General features: G+C 73.0%; 18 protein-coding genes. 13 read left to right on the plus strand and 5 right to left on the minus strand.

Going from position 1 to position 18,585, the window contains the following annotated elements:
- Position 1 precedes the first annotated feature (1 nt).
- Genes ACIRF9_RS08285 through ACIRF9_RS08295 form a run of 3 tightly spaced genes read left to right on the plus strand, consistent with a single transcriptional unit; the run spans position 2 to position 3,181 of the window.
- Positions 2 to 331, plus strand: coding sequence for a hypothetical protein (locus ACIRF9_RS08285; protein WP_403818216.1), 330 nt, complete (start codon positions 2 to 4; stop codon positions 329 to 331).
- Entirely contained in the window at positions 331 to 1,578 is a 1,248-nt protein-coding gene (locus tag ACIRF9_RS08290; protein WP_403818218.1) for an amidohydrolase family protein, read from the plus strand. Before ACIRF9_RS08285 ends, ACIRF9_RS08290 begins: the two co-directional genes overlap by 1 nt.
- 10 nt (positions 1,579 to 1,588) lie before the next feature.
- Positions 1,589 to 3,181: a GMC family oxidoreductase gene (locus tag ACIRF9_RS08295; protein ID WP_403818220.1), complete on the plus strand. Its 1,593-nt coding sequence runs from the start codon at positions 1,589 to 1,591 to the stop codon at positions 3,179 to 3,181.
- On the opposite strand, the gene ACIRF9_RS08300 is transcribed toward ACIRF9_RS08295, so the two are convergent.
- From ACIRF9_RS08300 to ACIRF9_RS08310, 3 genes are read right to left on the minus strand one after another with little or no spacing between them, the layout of a single operon-like run.
- On the minus strand, positions 3,168 to 3,899 hold the full coding sequence (locus ACIRF9_RS08300; protein ID WP_403818222.1) for an alpha/beta hydrolase fold domain-containing protein: 732 nt from the start codon (positions 3,897 to 3,899) through the stop codon (positions 3,168 to 3,170). The two genes, ACIRF9_RS08295 and ACIRF9_RS08300, sit on opposite strands and share 14 nt — an antisense overlap.
- Positions 3,889 to 4,608 carry an enoyl-CoA hydratase/isomerase family protein gene (locus tag ACIRF9_RS08305; protein WP_403818224.1) on the minus strand — a complete coding sequence of 240 codons (720 nt, stop codon included), beginning with the start codon at positions 4,606 to 4,608 and terminating at the stop codon, positions 3,889 to 3,891. Before ACIRF9_RS08305 ends, ACIRF9_RS08300 begins: the two co-directional genes overlap by 11 nt.
- 1 nt (position 4,609) lies before the next feature.
- Entirely contained in the window at positions 4,610 to 5,599 is a 990-nt protein-coding gene (locus ACIRF9_RS08310) for a 2Fe-2S iron-sulfur cluster-binding protein (RefSeq protein ID WP_403818226.1), read from the minus strand.
- A 67-nt stretch (positions 5,600 to 5,666) separates the two neighbouring features.
- Here ACIRF9_RS08310 and ACIRF9_RS08315 point away from each other — a divergent pair, with 67 nt between their 5' ends.
- Genes ACIRF9_RS08315 through ACIRF9_RS08345 form a run of 7 tightly spaced genes read left to right on the plus strand, consistent with a single transcriptional unit; the run spans position 5,667 to position 13,856 of the window.
- Entirely contained in the window at positions 5,667 to 7,229 is a 1,563-nt protein-coding gene (locus ACIRF9_RS08315) for an AMP-binding protein (protein ID WP_403818228.1), read from the plus strand.
- A gap of 37 nt (positions 7,230 to 7,266) precedes the next feature.
- On the plus strand, positions 7,267 to 8,445 hold the full coding sequence (locus tag ACIRF9_RS08320; RefSeq protein WP_403818230.1) for an amidohydrolase family protein: 1,179 nt from the start codon (positions 7,267 to 7,269) through the stop codon (positions 8,443 to 8,445).
- On the plus strand, positions 8,442 to 9,893 hold the full coding sequence (locus ACIRF9_RS08325; protein ID WP_403818232.1) for a FadD3 family acyl-CoA ligase: 1,452 nt from the start codon (positions 8,442 to 8,444) through the stop codon (positions 9,891 to 9,893). Before ACIRF9_RS08320 ends, ACIRF9_RS08325 begins: the two co-directional genes overlap by 4 nt.
- The gene (locus ACIRF9_RS08330; protein WP_403818234.1) at positions 9,890 to 11,467 is read left to right on the plus strand and encodes a methylmalonyl-CoA mutase family protein; all 1,578 of its coding nucleotides are present in this window, start codon (positions 9,890 to 9,892) and stop codon (positions 11,465 to 11,467) included. Before ACIRF9_RS08325 ends, ACIRF9_RS08330 begins: the two co-directional genes overlap by 4 nt.
- Complete coding sequence (locus ACIRF9_RS08335) at positions 11,468 to 11,881, plus strand: cobalamin B12-binding domain-containing protein (RefSeq protein ID WP_403818235.1); 414 nt, start codon at positions 11,468 to 11,470, stop codon at positions 11,879 to 11,881. It begins immediately after the preceding gene.
- Entirely contained in the window at positions 11,866 to 12,822 is a 957-nt protein-coding gene (locus ACIRF9_RS08340; RefSeq protein ID WP_403818237.1) for a TIGR03564 family F420-dependent LLM class oxidoreductase, read from the plus strand. The genes ACIRF9_RS08335 and ACIRF9_RS08340 overlap by 16 nt, the downstream gene beginning before the upstream one ends.
- Positions 12,819 to 13,856 carry a CaiB/BaiF CoA transferase family protein gene (locus ACIRF9_RS08345; RefSeq protein WP_403818239.1) on the plus strand — a complete coding sequence of 346 codons (1,038 nt, stop codon included), beginning with the start codon at positions 12,819 to 12,821 and terminating at the stop codon, positions 13,854 to 13,856. The genes ACIRF9_RS08340 and ACIRF9_RS08345 overlap by 4 nt, the downstream gene beginning before the upstream one ends.
- Before the next feature lie 5 nt (positions 13,857 to 13,861).
- Here ACIRF9_RS08345 and ACIRF9_RS08350 read toward each other — a convergent pair whose 3' ends face one another.
- Positions 13,862 to 14,629, minus strand: a complete 768-nt coding sequence (locus tag ACIRF9_RS08350) for an SDR family NAD(P)-dependent oxidoreductase (RefSeq protein WP_403818241.1) — start codon at positions 14,627 to 14,629, stop codon at positions 13,862 to 13,864.
- Between the two features lie 49 nt (positions 14,630 to 14,678).
- On the opposite strand from ACIRF9_RS08350, the gene ACIRF9_RS08355 reads away from it, so the two are divergent.
- From ACIRF9_RS08355 to ACIRF9_RS08365, 3 genes are all read left to right on the plus strand, one after another.
- Positions 14,679 to 15,296: a TetR/AcrR family transcriptional regulator gene (locus tag ACIRF9_RS08355; RefSeq protein WP_403818243.1), complete on the plus strand. Its 618-nt coding sequence runs from the start codon at positions 14,679 to 14,681 to the stop codon at positions 15,294 to 15,296.
- A 67-nt stretch (positions 15,297 to 15,363) separates the two neighbouring features.
- The gene (locus ACIRF9_RS08360) at positions 15,364 to 16,689 is read left to right on the plus strand and encodes an acyl-CoA dehydrogenase family protein (RefSeq protein WP_403818245.1); all 1,326 of its coding nucleotides are present in this window, start codon (positions 15,364 to 15,366) and stop codon (positions 16,687 to 16,689) included.
- On the plus strand, positions 16,686 to 17,732 hold the full coding sequence (locus tag ACIRF9_RS08365; RefSeq protein ID WP_403818247.1) for a phosphotransferase family protein: 1,047 nt from the start codon (positions 16,686 to 16,688) through the stop codon (positions 17,730 to 17,732). Before ACIRF9_RS08360 ends, ACIRF9_RS08365 begins: the two co-directional genes overlap by 4 nt.
- A gap of 38 nt (positions 17,733 to 17,770) precedes the next feature.
- On the opposite strand, the gene ACIRF9_RS08370 is transcribed toward ACIRF9_RS08365, so the two are convergent.
- Entirely contained in the window at positions 17,771 to 18,538 is a 768-nt protein-coding gene (locus ACIRF9_RS08370; protein ID WP_403819009.1) for an SDR family oxidoreductase, read from the minus strand.
- Positions 18,539 to 18,585: the final 47 nt, after the last annotated feature.

The following is an 18,585-nucleotide window of genomic DNA, read 5'->3' on the forward strand; positions in this document are numbered from 1 at the left end:
CATGGCCAACGTCTTTCCCGCCGAGTTCGCCGAGCTCGAACCCTTCGCCGACTGGGCGCTCCAGGGCGAACGGACCCGCTACGCCAAGCGGATCGCCTCCACCATGGAGGAGCTCCAGGCCTTCTACGACGTGGCGTTCCCCCTGCTGGAGAAGGGCACCACGTATCTGGAGAAGCTGAGCCTCGACGGCATCGGCGACGAGGACAAACACCTGCTGTGGGCGTTCTGCTCACTGATCACCGTCGCCTTCCCCGTGGAGGCCTGGGGACAGCCCCGCGTCCCGGACAGCGGGCCGTCGAGCATCGACGCCGTCGTCGAACCGGCCGTGTGATGAAGGCGCCCGCCGAGCCACCGGTCCTGCTGCGGGCCGCCCGCCTCCTCGACGTCGACAAGGGCGAACTCGTCGAACCCGGCGAACTGTTGGTGGTCGGCGAGCACATCGCCGAGGTCGGCCGGCCCGCCCGCCTCCCCGAGGGCACGGTGGTGCGCGACCTCGGGGACGTCACCCTGCTGCCCGGCCTGATGGACATGGAGGTCAACCTCTTCCTCGGCGGCCCCGACCACCGCAGCCCCCTCATCCCGGTCCAGGAGGACCCCGCCGTACGGACCCTGCGCGCGGTCGCCAACGCCCGCCGCACCCTCCGCCACGGCTGGACGACCGTACGCAACCTCGGCCTGTTCGTGCAGACCGGCGGGGTGCTCCTGGACGTCGCCCTGAAGAAGGCGATCGACCTGGGCTGGGTCGAGGGGCCGAGGATCGTGCCCGCCGGGCACGCGATCACACCGACCGGCGGTCATCTCGACCCGACGATGTTCCAGGCCTTCGCGCCGGGCGTACTGGCGCTGACGGTGGAGGAGGGCATCGCCAACGGCGTCGCCGAGGTGCGCAAGGCCGTCCGCCACCAGCTCAAGTACGGCGCCCGGGTCATCAAGGTGTGCGCGTCCAACGGGGTCATGTCGCACACCGGGCCCGCCGGCGCCCAGCAGTACTCCGACGAGGAACTGCGCGCCATCGTCGACGAGGCGCACCGGGCCGGGGTGAAGGTCGCCGCCCACTGCATGGGGGACTCGGCGATCCGGGCCGCCGTCGAGGCGGGCGTCGACTGCGTCGAGCACGGCTTCCTCGCGAGCGACGCCACCCTCGACCTCATGGCCGAACGCGGCACCTTCCTGGTGGCGACCACCTACCTGACCGAGGGCATGAACACCGCCCACGCCGACCCCGCCCTGCGGGCCAAGGCCGCCGACGTCTTCCCGCGCGCCCGTGAGTCCACCGCCCGCGCGATCCGGCGCGGCGTCCGGATCGCCCTCGGCACCGACGCGCCGGCCATTCCGCACGGCAGAGGCGCCAAGGAACTGCTCGCCCTGGCCGACCGGGGCATGCGTCCGCTCGACGCGCTGCGCGCCGCCACCGTCGTGGCGGCCGACCTCATCGACGCCGACGACCGGGGACGGCTGCGGGAAGGGCTGCTCGCGGACATCGTCGCCGTACCGGGGGACCCGCTCGCCGACCTGTCCGTCACTGAGCGGGTGTGCTTCGTCATGAAGGGCGGGCGGGTGTACCGCGACGACCAGTGAGGAGAGCGTCATGTACGACTACGTCGTCGTCGGCGCCGGATCGGCGGGCTGCGTCCTCGCCGACCGGCTCTCGCGCGACCCCGGGGTGCGGGTCCTGCTCGTCGAGGCGGGCGGCCCCGGCCGGCACCCCTATCTGAGGATCCCCAAGGGGGTCGGGAAGCTCTTCGGCGACCCCGCCTTCTCCTGGCACCACCGCACCCGCCCGCTGCGGGAGGGCGGCAACCCGGAGGTGTGGGTGCGCGGCAAGGTGCTGGGCGGATCCAGCGCCGTCAACGGCATGGTCTACAACCGGGGGAGCCGCGCCGACTGGGACGGCCTCGCGGCCCTCGGCAACCCCGGCTGGGGCTGGGACGCCGTACTGCCCGCCTTCCGCGCCATCGAGGACAACGCCCTCGGCGCCACCGCCACCCGGGGCGCGGGCGGCCCCCTGCACGTGTCCGGGGTGCGCGACCCCGACCCGCTGTGCGACGAACTCCTCGCCACCGGCGCCCGGTTCGGACTGCGGGCCGTCCCCGACGTCAACGAGGAGGAGGGCGAGCGCATCGGCTACGCCATGGCCACCATCAAGGCCGGGCAGCGCTTCAGCGCCGCCCGCGCCTTCCTCCGCCCGGCCCGCTCCCGGCCCAATCTGACCGTCGCCTCCGAAACCACCGCCGTCCGCGTCCTGTTCGACGGCGACAAGGCCGTCGGCGTACGGCTGCGCACCACCGGCGGGCACGAGGAGGACGTACGGGTCCGGCGTGAGGTCGTCCTCAGCCTCGGCAGCCTCGGCACCCCCAAGCTGCTCCAGCTGTCCGGCATCGGCCCGGCCGAGGTCCTCCGGTCGGCGGGCGTCGACGTCCGCCTCGACCGGCCGCACGTCGGCGCGCGGCTGCGCGAGCACCGGTGCCTGGCCCTGCGGTTCCGGCTGAACGCCCCGCTGGGCGTGAACCACCTGCTCGCCACCCCCGCCGCCCAGGCCCGCACCGGCGCGGGCTACCTCCTCACCCGCAAGGGACCGCTGGCCCGGCCCGCCTACGACGTGATCGGCTTCCTCAGGACCCGCCCCGACCTGGAGCGCCCGGACGCCGAGATCCTGCTCGCACCCTGGTCCCTCGGCGCGCTCGAGCCCGGGAAACCGGCGGGGGTGGAGCGCGAACCGGGCGTCTCCGCGTGCGCGATGGTGCTGCGGCCCACCTCGGAGGGCTCCCTGGCGATCACCTCGGCCGACCCCGACGGCGGCCTGGACATCGACCCCGGCTACTGGCGGTCGGCGTACGACCGTGAGGTGGGCACGGCTCTGTTCCGGCGGCTGCGGGGGTTCTTCGCGACCGATCCGATCGCCTCGCGGATCAGGCGGGAGACGTTTCCGGGGCCGGGCGTGGAGACCGACGAGGAGATCGTCCAGTCGTCGCTCGACGGCGGCTACTGCGGCTTCCACGCCATCGGCACCTGCGCGATGGGCTCCGCCCCGCAGGACGTCACCGACGGACGGCTGCGGGTGCGGGGCGTCGACAACCTGCGGGTCGTCGACGCGTCCGTACTGCCCGTGATGGTGGCCGGCAACCTCAACGGGCCGGTGATGGCACTCGCCTGGCGGGCCGCGGAGTTCATCCTGGAGTGACCAGCTGACTCGGGCACCACACCCGCAGGTACTCCGCCATCGCCCCCAGCTGCCGCAGCCCCTGTGCCGACGCGTCCTCGTAGATCCGCAGGTCCACCGCCACGCCCGAACGGGCCGCGCGGGTCGCGAAGGACAGGGTGTCGTCGAGGAGGACCTCCGTGCCGGCGGCGTGCAGTTGTATCGGGGGCAGGCCGTGCAGGTTGCCGTGGAGCGGGCTGAGGAGGGGGTGGGTGCGCGAGGTGGCCCCGGCGTAGGCGGCCGCCCGCATCGGCAGCGACTCCGCGTCCACTGTGCGGTCGGCGGCCGCGTTGAGCAGCAGGCTCGGCGCGTCCAGGGTGAAGTCCAGCAGCGGGGAGGTGAGCACCGCGCAGGTGGGCGGTGTGGCGCCCTCGTCGCGCAGCCGCAGCAGCAGCCCGGCCGCCAGCGCCCCGCCCAGCCGCTTGCCGGCCACCGCCACCGCGGCGCCCTGGGCCCGGCAGTGCTCCCAGGCGGCGTACACGTCGTCCAGTGCCTGCGGGAACCTGGGCCGGTAGCGGGCGCAGAGCACGGCGTACCCGGTGGTGCGCGCCAGTTCGCGTGCGGTGGGCAGCGCGTCCTGCGGGGTGCCCGCGAGCCGCGGGTCGCCGTGCAGGTACAGCACCGTCTGCTCCACCGCCGCCCCGGCGGGACGGACGTACAACCCGAACGGACCTTCCTCGACGCGGACTTCACTTGCCACGGGACATCACCCTCTCGGCCGCTTCCCAGTGCTCGTCGGCCACCCACAGCCGGGCGAAGGCCGCGGCGGCCTCCTCCGGCGTCCTCGTGCGGGTGACCAGTTCCTTGATCTCACGGGCCTGCGCGGTCGCGAGAGCCCGCGCCAGCTCCCGCCAGGCGTCGGTGAATCCGGTGCGCGGCAGGACGACGTCGACCAGACCGAGCCGCTCGGCCTCGGCCGCGTCCAGCACCCGGCCGGTGCCGGCCAGCAGCATCGCCCGGCCCGGACCCACCAGCCGGGCCAGCCGCTCGGCTCCGCCCCAGGCCGGCACGATCGCCAGCCGGGACTGGTTGAAGCCGATGCGGACGTCCTCGGCGGCGATCCGCAGGTCGGCGGCGACCGCCACCTCCGCGCCGCCGCCCAGCGCGTGCCCGTTGAGCGCGGCGAGGACCGGACCCGGGAAGGAGGCGATCCGGTCGCAGACCGCGCGCATCCGCAGCGCCATCCCGGCCGCCTCGGGCTCCGTGCGCAGCCGGGCGAGCTCCTTCAGGTCGCCGCCGGACACGAACGCCTTCTCGCCCGCCCCGGTCACCGCGAGCGCCAGGGCTCCCGCGGCCGCGTCCAGGGCTTTCTCCAGCTCGGCCATGGTGGCGAGGTCGATGGCGTTGCGGGCGTGCGGCCGGTCGATCGTGACGACGGCGAGCCCGTCCTCCAGCTCCAGCTCGACCATGTCAGTCCTCGTACTCCACCGTCACGTCGGGGGTCACCGGTTCGGCCTGGCAGGTGAGCACGTACCCCTCGGCGACCTCGTCGGCGTCGAGGGCGTTGTTCACCCGCATCTTTGCCTCCCCCGCGGTGAGCCTGGCCATGCAGGTGGCGCAGTCGCCCGACTCACAGGAGAAGGGCGGCGCGAGGCCCGCCCGGCGGGCACTCTGGAGCAGGGTCTCCCCGGACCGCTGCGGCACGGAACGCCGCTGACCTCGCAGGACGACCGTGACGGTGCCGTCGGCCGGCCGTGCGGCAGGGGGCGGAGCCGTGCCGTTCGCCGGTGTGAACCGCTCCACGAAGATCCGCTCCTCGGCGATCCCGTGCGCGGACAGCGACTCCTCGACCAGGGCCATGAACGGCTCCGGCCCGCAGAGGTAGTGGTCCGCCGGGCCGTCGGCCAGCCCGAGGATCTCCTTCCGGGTGACCAGACCGTCCCGGTCGTCGAGGTGGTGGCGCAGGAGCAGCCGCCCGGGATGGCGGCCGGCGAGCGCGTCGAGTTCCGCGCGGAAGATCGAGGCCGGAGCGCTCTGATGGGCGCTGAGCAGCGTCACGGGCCGGCGGGTCGTCGCCAGGGCGCTCTTGACCAGCGAGAACACGGGCGTGATGCCGCTGCCCCCGGCGAAGGCGACGAGCGGACGCCCGTCGGCGTCGTCGCGCAGGCAGAAGGCCCCGCTCGGCCGTGTGGCCTCCAGGGTGTCGCCGGGCCGCAGCGTCTCGTGCATCCAGCCGGACACCAGCCCGCCCGGCACCCGCTTGACGGTCACGCACAGCTCGCCGTCCGTGTCGGGCGAGCTCGACATCGAGTAGCTGCGCAGCGCCCCGCACACCCGGAACGTCATGAACTGCCCGGCCCGGTAGGGGAACGCGGTGTCGAGGGCGAACGTGCGCACATCCGGCGTCTCGTCGACGATCCGGGTGATCCGCACCGGATGGAAGCCGTGGTCGCGTGCCATGTATGGAACTTACCTTCTCGCTGTGCGAGAGTGCAATTCTCATGCAGCAGAGGAGGCGATCCCCGTCATGCCGACGTTTCCTTCCGGCGCCCTGCGCCCGGTGCCGCCCGAACTGGTCAAGCGCTACGAGTCCGAGGGCTGGTGGAGGGACGAGACCCTCGGGGATCTGCTGACCGGGGGGCTCGCCGCGGCCGGGGACACGGAGTTCCGTGTCCACTCCGACGTACGGCCCTGGTCGGGCACGTTCGCCCAGGTCGAGCGGGTGGCCCGGCGTCTGGCCGGCGGACTGCGGGCACGCGGCGTCGGCCCCGGCGACGTCGTGGTGATGCAGCTGCCCAACTGGATGGAGGCGGCCGCCGTCTTCTGGGCCTCGGCCCTCCTCGGCGCGGTCGTCGTGCCCGTCGTCCACTTCTACGGCCCGAAGGAGGTCCGGTACATCGTCGAGGCCACCCGCCCCAAGGCCTTCTTCGCCGCCGAACGTTTCGGACGCCTCGCCTTCGACCCCGGCCTGTGCGCCTCGGTCCCCGTCGTGGGCGTCGTCGGCCGCGACTTCGACGACCTGCTCGCCGACGACCCGCTGCCCGGCGCGCTCCCCGTCGACCCGGACGCCCCCGCCCTGATCGCCTTCACCTCCGGCACCACCCGCGACCCCAAGGGCGTGATCCACAGCCATCGCACCCTCGGCTTCGAGACCCGCCAGCTGGCCGCGAGCTACCCGCCCGACCGGGGCCGCCAGTTCACGGTCGCGCCGGTCGGCCACTTCATCGGCATGGTCAACGCGTTCCTCATCCCCGTCCTGGACGGCTCCCCGGTCAACCTCGGCGACACCTGGAACCCAGCGCGGGCCCTCGCGCTGATGAAGGGCGAGGGGCTGACCGTCGGCGGCGGTGCGACGTACTACATGACGAGCCTGCTCGACCACCCGGACTGCACCCCCGAACACCTCGCCCGTCTGCGCTACGCCGGCCTCGGCGGCGCCTTTGTCGCCTCCGCGGTGACGACCCGTCTGGAGAGCCTGGGCATCCGGGTGTTCCGGGCGTACGGCTCCACCGAGCATCCCTCCGTGACCTGCACCCCCTACGACGGCCCTGCGGCCGGGCGTCTGCACACCGACGGACTCCCGCTGCCCGGCGTGGAGGTGAGGCTCGCCGACGACGGCGAGATCCTCACCCGCGGCCCCGACCTCTGCCTCGGCTACACCGACCCCGCCCTCACCGCCGCCGCCTTCGACGAGGACGGCTGGTACCGGACCGGGGACATCGGGGTGGTGGACGCGGAAGGCTGGCTGTCGATCACCGACCGCAAGGCCGACGTCATCATCCGGGGCGGCGAGAACATCAGCGCCCTGGAGGTCGAGGAGGTGCTGCTCGGCCTCCCCGGCGTCGCGGAGGCCGCCGTGGTCGCCGCGCCCGACCCACGGCTCGGGGAGCGGGCCGCGGCCGTGCTCCGGATGCTCCCCGGCTGGTCGGCGCCCGGCCTCTCCGAGCTGCGGCTGCACTTCGAACGGGCCGGTCTGGCCCGCCAGAAGTGGCCCGAGGAGGTGCACACGGTCGACGACTTCCCGCGCACCCCGAGCGGCAAGGTCAAGAAGTTCGTGCTCCGCGACAGCATTGCCACTCCCCGCAAGTGAGAATACGATTCTCGCAATTGGTGAAGGAGGATCTCACATGCCCTCTCGCGACGTCGCGTATCCGCTGTTCGACGCGGACAACCACCTCTACGAGACGCAGGAAGCGCTCACCCGGTACCTCCCCGAGGAGTACGACGGGGCGATCGAGTACGTGAACGTCCGCGGCCGCACGAAGATCGCGATCCGCGGGCAGATCAGCGAGTACATCCCGAACCCCACCTTCGACGTGGTCGCCCGCCCGGGCGCCATGGAGGAGTACTTCAAGGTCGGCAACCCCACCGGAAAGACCCGCCGGGAGATCTTCGGCGAACCGATGCGCTCCGTCCCCGCCTTCCGTGAACCGGCCCCGCGCCTCGCGCTCATGGACGAACTGGGCATCCAGCGCAGCCTGATGTTCCCGACCCTCGCGAGCCTCATCGAGGAGCGGATGAAGGACGACCCGGAGCTGATCCACGCCGTCATCCACGCCCTCAACCAGTGGCTCCACGAGACCTGGGGCTTCGCCTACAAGGACCGCATCTTCACCGTCCCCGTCATCACGCTGCCGATCGTCGAGAAGGCGGTCGCCGAGCTGAACTGGGTCGTGGAGCGCGGCGCGCGGGCCGTCCTGATCCGCCCGGCCCCCGTCCCCGGCTTCGGCGGCACCCGCTCGTTCGCGCTGCCGGAGTTCGACCCGTTCTGGAAGCGGGTCGTGGAGACCGGCGTCCTGGTGGCCTTCCACTCCTCCGACAGCGGCTACGCGAACTACGCAGGCGACTGGGAGGGCAACAAACGCGAGTTCCTGCCCTTCAAGCCCAACGCGTTCCGGCAGGTCAACGAGTGGCGGCCGATCGAGGACGCGGTCTCCTCGCTGATCTGCCACGGCGCGCTCTCCCGCTTCCCCGAGCTGAAGGTCGCCGTCATCGAGAACGGCGCCTCCTGGGTGCTGCCGGTGCTGGACCGGCTGGCCGACGTGTACAAGAAGATGCCGCACGAGTTCCAGGAGGACCCGGTCCAGGTCTTCAAGCGCAACATCCACATCAGCCCGTTCTGGGAGGAGGACATGGCCGCCCTCGGTGACCTCATCGGCATCGAACGCGTCCTGTTCGGCTCCGACTACCCCCACCCGGAGGGCCTCGCCGACCCGGTCACCTACGTCGACCACCTGGTCAAGCTGACCGAGGAGGACAAGGCGAAGGTCATGGGCGGCAACCTGGCCCGGCTGATCGACGGATGACCACGACCGTGCGGTGGCACAGCATCCCCGAGCTGGTGCGGGACGCCGCCGAGCGCTTCGGCGACGCCGAGGCCGTGGTGGACGGCGACACGCGCCTCACCTTCGCCGAGCTGGCCGACCAGGTCCGCCGCACCGCCGGGGCGTTCGCCTCGGCGGGCGTCGGCCCCGGCGACCGGGTCGCGCTGTGGGCGCCCAACTCGGCCGAGTGGATGGTCGCCGCGTTCGGCCTGCTCACGGCCGGCGGGGTGCTCGTCCCGGTCAACACCCGCTTCCGTGACGAGGAGGCGCACGACATCGTCGTACGCAGTGGCGCGAAGGCACTGCTCGTCCAGAACGGCTTCCTGGACCGGGAGTTCACCGGACCACCCGGGGTGCCCGTCATCGACCTGAAGTCCGACGGGCGCCACGGTTTCCTGGGCTCGGGCGACCCGCTGGAGCGGAAGGTCGGCGAGGACGACCTGGCCGACATCATCTTCACCTCCGGTACGACGGGCCGCCCCAAGGGGGTGATGACCACCCACGGCCAGACCCTGCGCCTGTACGAGGAGTGGTGCGACCTCGCCCAACTCCGCGCCGGGGACCGCTACTTGATCGTCAACCCGTTCTTCCACATCTTCGGCTACAAGGCGGGCCTGGTGGCCTCCCTGATCCGGGGTGCGACCGTCCTGCCCCTGGCCGTCTTCGACGTCGACCGGGTGCTGGAGCTGGTGGAGAAGGAGCGGGTGACGGTCCTGCCGGGGCCGCCCACCCTGTACCACTCCCTCCTCGAGGCGGGCGGCGGCCGGGACCTCTCCTCCCTGCGGGTCGCGGTGACCGGCTCGGCCGACATCCCGGTCGAGCTGGTCCGCCGGATCACCACCGAGCTGCCGTTCCGCCACCTCATGACCGGCTACGGCCTCACCGAGGCCGGCACCGTCACCGCCTCCCGCCCCGGCGACCCCTACGAGGCCGTCGCCACGACCGTGGGCCGCCCCTGCGAGGGCTTCGAGCTGCGTGTCGCGGACGACGGCGAGGTCCTCGTCCGCGGGTACGGCGTGATGCGCGGCTACCTCGACGACCCCGCCGCCACCGCGGCGGCGATCGACCCCGACGGCTGGCTGCACACCGGTGACCTGGGCGAACTGGACGCCGAGGGCCGGCTGCGGATCGTCGGCCGCAAGAAGGACATGTTCATCGTCGGCGGCTTCAACGCCTACCCGGCCGAGATCGAGGGCTTCCTGATGCGGCACCCCGCGGTCGCCCAGGCCGCCGTCATCGGCGTCCCCGACGCACGGCTGGGGCAGGTGGGCAAAGCGTTCGTCGTCCCGCGCGCGGAGGTGAGCGAGGCGGAGCTGATCGCCTGGGCGAAGGAGCGGATGGCGGGCTTCAAGGTGCCGTGCCATGTCGAGTTCCGTACGGAGCTGCCGCTGAACGCCACCGGCAAGGTGATGAAGGACCGACTGTCATGACCGACGACACCCGTACCCCCTCCGGCATCCCCCTCGAGCCGGTCTACGGCCCCGCCGACCGGCGTGCCGAACCGCCGGCCCCCGGCACCTTCCCCTTCACCCGCGGCAACTACCCCACCGGCTACCGGGGCCGCACCTGGACCCTGCGCCAGTACTCCGGCTTCGGCACCCCGGAGGAGTCCAACCGCCGCTATCGCTACCTCCTCGACCAGGGCGGCACCGGTCTCTCGGTCGCCCTCGACCTGCCCACCCAGTGCGGCTACGACTCCGACGACCCCGAGTACACCGACGAGGTCGGCCGGGTCGGTGTCGCCGTCGACACCCTCGCCGACGCCGAGATCCTCTTCGACGGCATCCCGCTGGACCGCGTCAGCACCAGCTTCACCATCAACGGCACGGCGGCGATCCTGCTCGCCCTGTACGTGGCCGCCGCCGACAGACGCGGCATCCCGCGCGCGAGGCTCACCGGCACCATCCAGAACGACATCCTCAAGGAGTACGCCTCGCGCGGCACCTGGATCTGGCCGCCCGAGCCGTCGCTGCGGCTCATCGCCGACACCATCGAGTTCTGCGCCGCCGAGGTGCCCCGCTTCAACGCGATCTCCGTCGCCGGCGCCCACTTCCGCGACGCGGGCGCCACCGCCGTACAGGAGATGGCGTTCACCCTCGCCGACGGGGTGACCTACTGCGAGACGGTCCTCGCCCGCGGACGCCTGAGCATCGACGAGTTCGCCCCGCAGATCTCCTTCTTCTTCTACACACACGGCGATTTCTTCGAGGAGATCGCCAAGTACCGTGCGGGGCGCCGGCGTTGGGCCACGATCGTGCGCGAGCGGTTCGGCGCGAGGACCGACAAGGCATGCATGTTCCGCTTCGGCTGCGTGGCGGGCGGGGCCTCGCTGTACGCGCCCCAGGCCCGCAACAACACCGTCCGCGTCGCCTACGAGGCGCTCGCCTCCGTCCTCGGCGGGGTGCAGTCGATGTTCACCGCCGCCTGGGACGAGCCCTTCGCGCTGCCCAGCGAGGAATCCGCCACGCTCGCCCTGCGCACGCAGCAGATCCTCGCCCACGAGACGGGCGTGACCCAGGTCGCCGACCCGCTCGGCGGCTCCTACTTCGTCGAGGCGCTGACGGACGCCACCGAGGAGCGCATCGAGCGGATCATGGATGACCTGGAGGCGCACGGCGGGATGGTCCGCTGCGTCGAGGACGGCTATCTGCAGGGGCTGATCGCCGACGAGGCGTGGCGGCTGCACCAGGAGGTCGACTCGGGGGAGCGGCCGGTCGTGGGCGTCAACCGGTTCACCGTGGACGAGCCGCCGCCCGACCTCGCCACGTACGAACTCGACGCCGAGGGCCGCGAACGGCAGCTCAAGCGCCTCGCGCGGGTCAAGGCCGAGCGCAGCGCCGCCGAGGTGCGCACCCGGCTCGCGGATCTGCAGCGGGCCGCCGAAGGAGAGGTCAACCTGATGGGGCCCCTGATCGACTGCGCCCACTCCCTGTGCACGGTGGGGGAGATGGCGGGCGCGCTGCGTGGGGTGTGGGGCGAGTTCCGGCAGCCGGTGGTGTTCTGAATGCCCATCAGAGTGCTGGTCGCCAAGCCCGGTCTCGACGGCCACGACCGGGGCGCCAAGCTGGTCGCGCGCGGGCTGCGCGACGCCGGGTTCGAGGTCGTCTTCACCGGCATCCGGCGCCGGGTCGACGACATCGCCGCCACCGCCGTACAGGAGGACGTGGCGCTGGTCGGGCTGTCGATCCTGTCCGGGGCGCACCTCGCCCTGACCCGGCGCACGGTCGAGGCGCTGCGGGCGGCCGGCGCGGACGACATCCCGGTCGTGGTCGGCGGGACCATCCCGGCGGGAGACGTACCGAGACTGCGGGACGCCGGAGCGGCCGCCGTGTATCCCACGGGCACCCCGCTGGACGCCATCGTCGCGGACATCCGCGCGCTCACCGAAGGACAGGACCGAGCATGCGCATCGGAGTGATGAGCGGCCCCGAGCGGGGCGACGCCGCGCACAAGGCGGCGCGGATGGTCGACGACGCCCGCTGGGCCGAGGAGGCCGGCTTCGACACGGTGTGGGTGCCGCAGGTGCCCACGGACTTCGACGCGCTGACGGCCGTCACCCTGATGGGACGGGCCACGTCGCGCATCGAGCTCGGCACGGCGGTCGTCCCCGTCCACGCCCAGCATCCCGTCGCCCTCGCCCGTCAGGCCCTGTCGGCGCACGCGGCGGCGGGCGGCCGACTCGCGCTCGGTGTCGGCGCCTCCCACCACTGGATCGTGCGCGACATGCTCGGCATCCCGTACGAGAAGCCGGCCGCGTACACCCGGGCGTATCTCGAGGTGCTCGGCGAGGCGGTGAGCGGGGCGGGTTCGGTGGACGTCGAGAACGACACCTTCCGTGTCCACAATCCGCTGAACCTCGCCCCCGTCGCCCCGCTGCCGGTGCTGATGGCGGCCCTGGGCCCGGTGATGCTGCGGATCGCGGGGGAGCGGGCGGACGGCACGATCCTCTGGATGGCGGACGAGCGGGCGGTCGCGGAGCATGTCGTACCGACCCTCACGAAGGCGGCGGAGGCGGCGGGCCGCGCGGCATCCCGGATCGTCGCGGGCATCCCGGTCTGCCTGTGCGCACCCCACGAGGTGGACGCGGCCCGCGAGCGGGCCAACCGCATCCTCGGCGAGGCCGAGATCTCGCCGAACTACCAGCGGCTGCTGGAGTACGGCGACGCCCGCGACGTCGGCGACCTGTGCGCGGCGGGCGACGAGGCGGCCATCGCGGCCCGCTTCCGGCGGTTCGCGGACGCGGGGGTGACGGACCTGTCGGTACGCCTGCTGCCGATCGGGAACGGCCGCGAGGAACTCGTCGCCTCCAAACTCCGCACGCGGGACGCGGTCGCGGCGCTGGCGGAGGCCTTCCGGTGACGGGCCCCCTGGAGGGCCTGCGGATCCTCGAGGTCGGCCACATCCTCGCGGGCCCGTACGCCACCATGCTCCTGGCCGACCTGGGCGCGCGGGTCACCAAGATCGAACCGCCCGGCGGCGACCTCTCCCGCCAGGTCTCGGACGCCTACTTCGCCAGTCTCAACCGGGGCAAACGCTCGGTCCGCGTGGACCTGGCGACACCGCGGGGCCAGGAGCACCTGCACCGGCTGGTCGCCGACGCGGACGCCCTCCTGGTCAACCTCAAGCCCTCCGCCATCCACCGCTTCGGCCTCACCTACGAGGCGTTGCGACCGTGGAACGAACGCCTGGTCTGCGTGGCCCTGACCGGCTGGGGCATGGCGGCGGGCGACGAACCGGCCTTCGACTACGTCGTCCAGGCGGCCACCGGCATCGCGGCCCTGACCGGCGCCCCGGACGGCCCGCCCCAGCTCCCCGGCTACTCCTCGGCCGACAACTCGGCGGGTTTCGCGGCGGCGTTGGCCCTCCTGGCCCAGGTGGTGTCGGGCCGAGGAGGCCAGATCGAGGTCTCCCTCCGGGACGTCATGCTCTCCCAGCTGAACTACCACGCGGCGGCCTGGCTCAACGAGGGCAGGGCCCCCCGCCGCCTCGGCGGCGCCCACGCCTACTACGTCCCCGCCCAGCTCTTCCCCACCGCCGACGGCCATCTCGCCCTCTTCATCACCCACGACACCTTCTGGCACGCCTTCGCCACCGAGGCCGGCATCGAGGGCCACCCGACGATGGCCGACCGCGCGTCCCACCGCGAGGAGGTCGTCGCACAGGTGACGAAGGCCCTGGCGGCGGACACGGCGGCGAACTGGGAGGCGCGGCTACGCCCCCTGCGGGTGCCGGCGGCGGCCGTACGCACCCTGCCCGAGGCCCTGGCGGCGGCCCCCGACACGGTGGTGGAGGCGGGCGGCCACCGTCTCGTCGCCGGCCCGTTCCGCATCCCCGGCCACGAGCCGGCGTACGGCCCGCCGCCGCGCCTGGGGGAACACGGCGACCTCACCTGAGGCATCTACGGCATCCCGCCGTCCACCCGCAGCGTCGCCCCGCTCGTGTACGACGACGCGTCCGACAGCAGGTACAGGGCGGCGCCGACGAGCTCGGCCGGGGTGCCGATGCGTTGCAGGGCGTGGGGGCGGACTCCCTCGGCGAGTGCCTGCGGGTCCTCCTGCCAGCCCCGGGTAGCCCAGGTCGCGAAGGGGCCGCACATCAGGGTGTTGACGCGGACGGTGGGGCCGAGGGCGTGGGCGAGGCCCTCCGTGAGGGCGTTGAGGCCGGCCTTCGCCGCCGCGTACGGGACGATCGCCGGGCGGGGGCGGACGGAGCCGGTGGAGCTGACGTTGACGATCGTGCCGCCGCCGGCCTGTGCCATCCGGGTGCCCGCGAGGACCGACAGACGGAACGGGCCCTTGAGGTTGAGGTCCAGCACCGCGTCGAACATCTTCTCCGTGACCGCGCTCAGATCGTCGTAGACCGGGGACATCCCCGCGTTGTTGACCAGCGCGTCCAGCCGTCCGAAGCGGTCGTGCACGGCGTCCACCAGGCCGGGCAGCTCGTCCCAGCGGCCCAGGTGGACGCCGTAGGGAAGGGCCGCGCGGCCCGTCTCCTTCTCGATCTCCTCACTCACGGCCACGCAGACCTCGTACTTTCGGCTGGCCACCACCACGTCCGCACCGCAACGGGCCGCGCCGAACGCCATCGCCCGCCCCAGCCCCCGGCTCCCCCCGGTGACCAGCACGACCCGGCCGGTGAGGTCGAACAGCTCGTCCGCGTATCCCATCCCGCCGCCTCCTGGAGTGTTCTCGTGAGTGAGAGTATCGTTCTCAGTCATGCAGAATAGCATTCTGAGTAGTCGTCGACGAGGGGACCTCGAGGTCGAGGCCCTGCTGGACGCCGGGCTCGCGCTGATGGTGGCGAGCGGCGGACGCCGGCCGCGGGTCGCCGACATCGTGGCCGCGGCCGGGTCGTCCAACGACGCCTTCTATCGCTGCTTCGACAGCAAGGACGCCCTGGTCGAGGCCATCGTCGAACGCGGGGCGCGCACCGTCGTCCGATACGTCCGGCACCGCGTCGCCCGCGCGGCCGCGGACGGGCCCGAGGCCCAGCTCCGGGCCGGTCTCGCCGCCGTAGTCCGGCAGGCCGCCGACGCCGAACTGGCGCGCCGGACGCGGGCCGTGCTCGCGAACGGCGCCGCCCCCGCCCCGCACGCCGGGCACATCGGCGTCCGGCTCGTCGACGCCCTGGCCGCCCTTCTCGCCCAGCCCGCCGCCGAGTTGGGCGCCGCGGACCCGCTGCGCACCGCGCGGACCACCGCCGGAGCCGCCGTCGCCGCGCTCCAGTACTGGCTGTTCACCGAGGAGGTCCCGGGCGCCGCGGAGGTCGAGCACCTGGTCGGGTTCCTGCTCGCCGGGGTGCGGGCGCCAGACCCCCGTCGGCTTCGGCGGTAGCGCGATCCCTGGACCGGAGAATGTCATTCTGCTAATTTCAGAACGCGATTCCGACGGAGGGTGCGTCATGTGGGACTTCAGTACCGACGACGCGTTCCAGGAGAAGCTCGACTGGGCCGCGACGCTCGTCCGCGACGAGATAGAGCCGCTGGACGTGCTGTTTCCGGGCAACGCCGACCCCTACGACCGGCAGAGCGAGGTCTTCCGGGAAGTCGTACGGCCGCTGCAGCGGCGGGTGCGCGAGCAGGGTCTGTGGGCCGCCCATCTGCCGCCCTCGCTCGGTGGGATGGGGATGGGGCAGGTGAACCTGGGTCTGCTCAACGAGATCCTGGGCCGGTCGAGCTGGGCGCCCATGTGCTTCGGCACCCAGGCCCCCGACTCCGGCAACGCGGAGATCCTCGCCCACTACGCGACCGAGGAGCAGCGCAAGGAGTACCTCGAACCGCTCCTCGACGGACGGATCGTCTCCACCTTCGCGATGACCGAGCCGACCGGCGGGGCCGACCCCGGCGGCTTCAGCTGCCGGGCCGTCCGTGACGGCGAAGAGTGGGTGATCGACGGCGAGAAGTGGTTCGCCTCCAACTATCCGCTCGCCGCGTTCGTCATCGCGATGGTCGTCACCGACCCGGACGTGCCCGTCCACCAGGGCGCCTCGATGATCCTGATCCCCGCCGGCACCCCCGGCATGGAGATGGTGCGCGGCACCGGCATGGCCGGCGAGCCGCTCGGCGAGGGTGTGCACGCGTATCTCCGCTTCACCGGCTGCCGGGTCCCGGCCGAGAACCTCCTCGGCGAACCCGGCTCCGGATTCCTCATCGCCCAGACCCGCCTCGGCGGCGGCCGGCTCCACCACGCGATGCGCTCCGTCGGCCAGTGCCGGAAGGCGCTGGAGATGATGACCGAGCGCATCGCCTCCCGCCGCACCCGCGGCGGCCCCCTCGCCGACCAGCAGGCCGTACGCCACCAACTCGCCGACACCTGGATCCAGATCGAGCAGTTCCGCCTCCAGGTCCTGCACGCCGCCTGGCACATGGACAAGGCGCACCGCACCGGCGACCGCGCCGACGCCCGCCGCGCCCGCCTCCACGTCTCCGGCGTGAAGGTCGCCACCCCGAAGGTCCTGGTCGACGTCGCCTACCGCGCCCTCCACCTGCACGGTGCGCTCGGCGTCTCCAACGAGCTGTCGCTGGCCAGGATGTGGCACTCGGGACCCACGCTGGGCGTCGCCGACGGGCCGACCGAGGCCCACCAGGACGTCGTCGCCCGCCTCCTCCTCAAGGACGCCGAACCCGCCGACGACGCCCTCTTCGGCTCCGCCCATCTGCCCACCCGGCTGGCCGCGGCCCGCGCACGGTACGCGGACCGCCTGAAGGAAACGGCGGCGACCTGGTGACCGACGACGACCTCAAGGCCGACCTCGACCGGCTCAACGACTGGTCCGGCCTCCACGACCTCCCCGGCGACGGCCCCGTGGCCGCCCTCGAACCCCTCCAGGGCGGCGCCCAGAACCTCCTCTTCACCCTCCGCCGCGCCGACGGCACCGAACTGGTCCTGCGCCGCCCCGGCCGCCATCTGCGCTCCGGGGCCTTGGACGCCTTCCGCCGCGAGAGCCGCGTCCTCGCCGCCCTCGCCGACACCGACGTACCGCACCCGAGGCTGCGGGCGAGCGTCCTCGACGAGGACGTCCTCGGAGCGCCCTTCTCCGTCCTGGAGAAGATCGACGGCTTCACCCCGCGAGGACGGCTCCCGGGCCGGTACGCCGAGGACCCGCAGTGGCGCCGCGCCGTCGCCCTCGCCCTCGTCGACGGCGCCGCCCGCCTCGCCACCGTGGACCCGCACCGCCACGGCCTCGCCGACCTGGGCCGGCCGGAGGGCTGGCCGGCGCGCCAGACGCCCAAGTACCTGAAGATGCTGCACGGTTACCGCGAGGACCCCGCCTACCGCGAGGGCGAGTCCCCGGAGGTCGACCGCGTCGCCGACTGGCTCACCGCGCACACACCGGAGGAGGGCGCGACCGGAATCGTCCACGGCGACCTGCAGTTCGCCAACGTCATGTTCGCCCACCACGCCCCACGCCTCGCCGCGATCGTCGACTGGGAGATGGCCTCCCTCGGCGACCCCCTCCTCGACCTGGCGTGGATCCTCACCGCCTGGCGCGAGAAGGGCGACCCGCCCGGCAGCGAACCCCAGTTCCAGCCCTGGGACGGCGTGCCCGGCCGCGCCGAACTCGTCGCGCACTACGCCGAGTCGACCGGCCGGGACGTCTCCGGCTTCCGCTGGTACCAGGTCCTGGCCTGCTTCCGCCTCGCCGCCCTCCTCGAGGGCAGCTACGCCCGAGCCCTCGCCGGGAAGATGAACCGCGGGCTCGGCGAGGGCCTGCACACCTACGCGGGCTGGCTGTGGGCGAAGGCCCGGCAGGAGATGGACGCCGACTAGGGCCCGTTCGCCGGCGGGGTGTACGTCCGTCGGGGGTGCTACTTGGGCGGGAACCTCAACGCGCCGTCCAGGCGCACCACTTCACCGTTCAGGTAGTCGTTCTCGCACAGGTGCTGCACCAGCGCCGCGTACTCCTCGGGGCGACCCATCCGCCGGGGGTGGGGCACCTGCGGCCCCCAGTACGCCTCCAGTTGCTCGCCGGCCCTGCCGTACGCGGGCGTCAGGATCGTCCCCGGCGCCACCGAGACGACCCGGATGCCGAGCGGGGACAGGTCGCGGGCGGCGACGAGGGTCATCGCGGTCACCCCGCCCTTGGCCGCCGCGTAGGGGACCTGGCCGATCTGCCCCTCGTAGCCGGCGACGGAGGAGGTCGTGACGACCACCCCGCGTCCGCCGTCCGCGCCGAGGGGCGCGGTGCGGGCGATGGCCGCCGCGGCCAGGCGCAGGACGTTGAAGACCCCGGTGAGATAGACGTCGACCGTCGTACGGAAGCCGTCCAGCGCCAGCGGGGAGCCGTCCCGGCCGACCAGGCGGCCGCCGCTCGCCGGGCCGCCGTGGCAGTCCACCGCGATCCGGAACTCGCCCGCGGCCTCGGCCTCCCGGACCGCGGCGGTGACCGAGTCCTCGTCCGTGGCGTCGGTGCGGACGTACCGCACGCCGAGTTCCGCCTCCAGCGCCTTGCCCTTCGCGTCGGCCAGGTCGGCCACCACGACCCGGGCTCCGGCCGTGTGCAGACGCCGTACCGTCGCCTCGCCGAGTCCGCCCGCGCCGCCGACCACCAGGGCCGAGGAACCATCGATGAGCACCGTCATTCCCCTCTCTTGCGAGTCAGCCTCTGAGTGTATGAGAATGG

It is taken from the genome of Streptomyces sp. NPDC096132 (assembly GCF_044763345.1).
Lineage (GTDB): Bacteria > Actinomycetota > Actinomycetes > Streptomycetales > Streptomycetaceae > Streptomyces.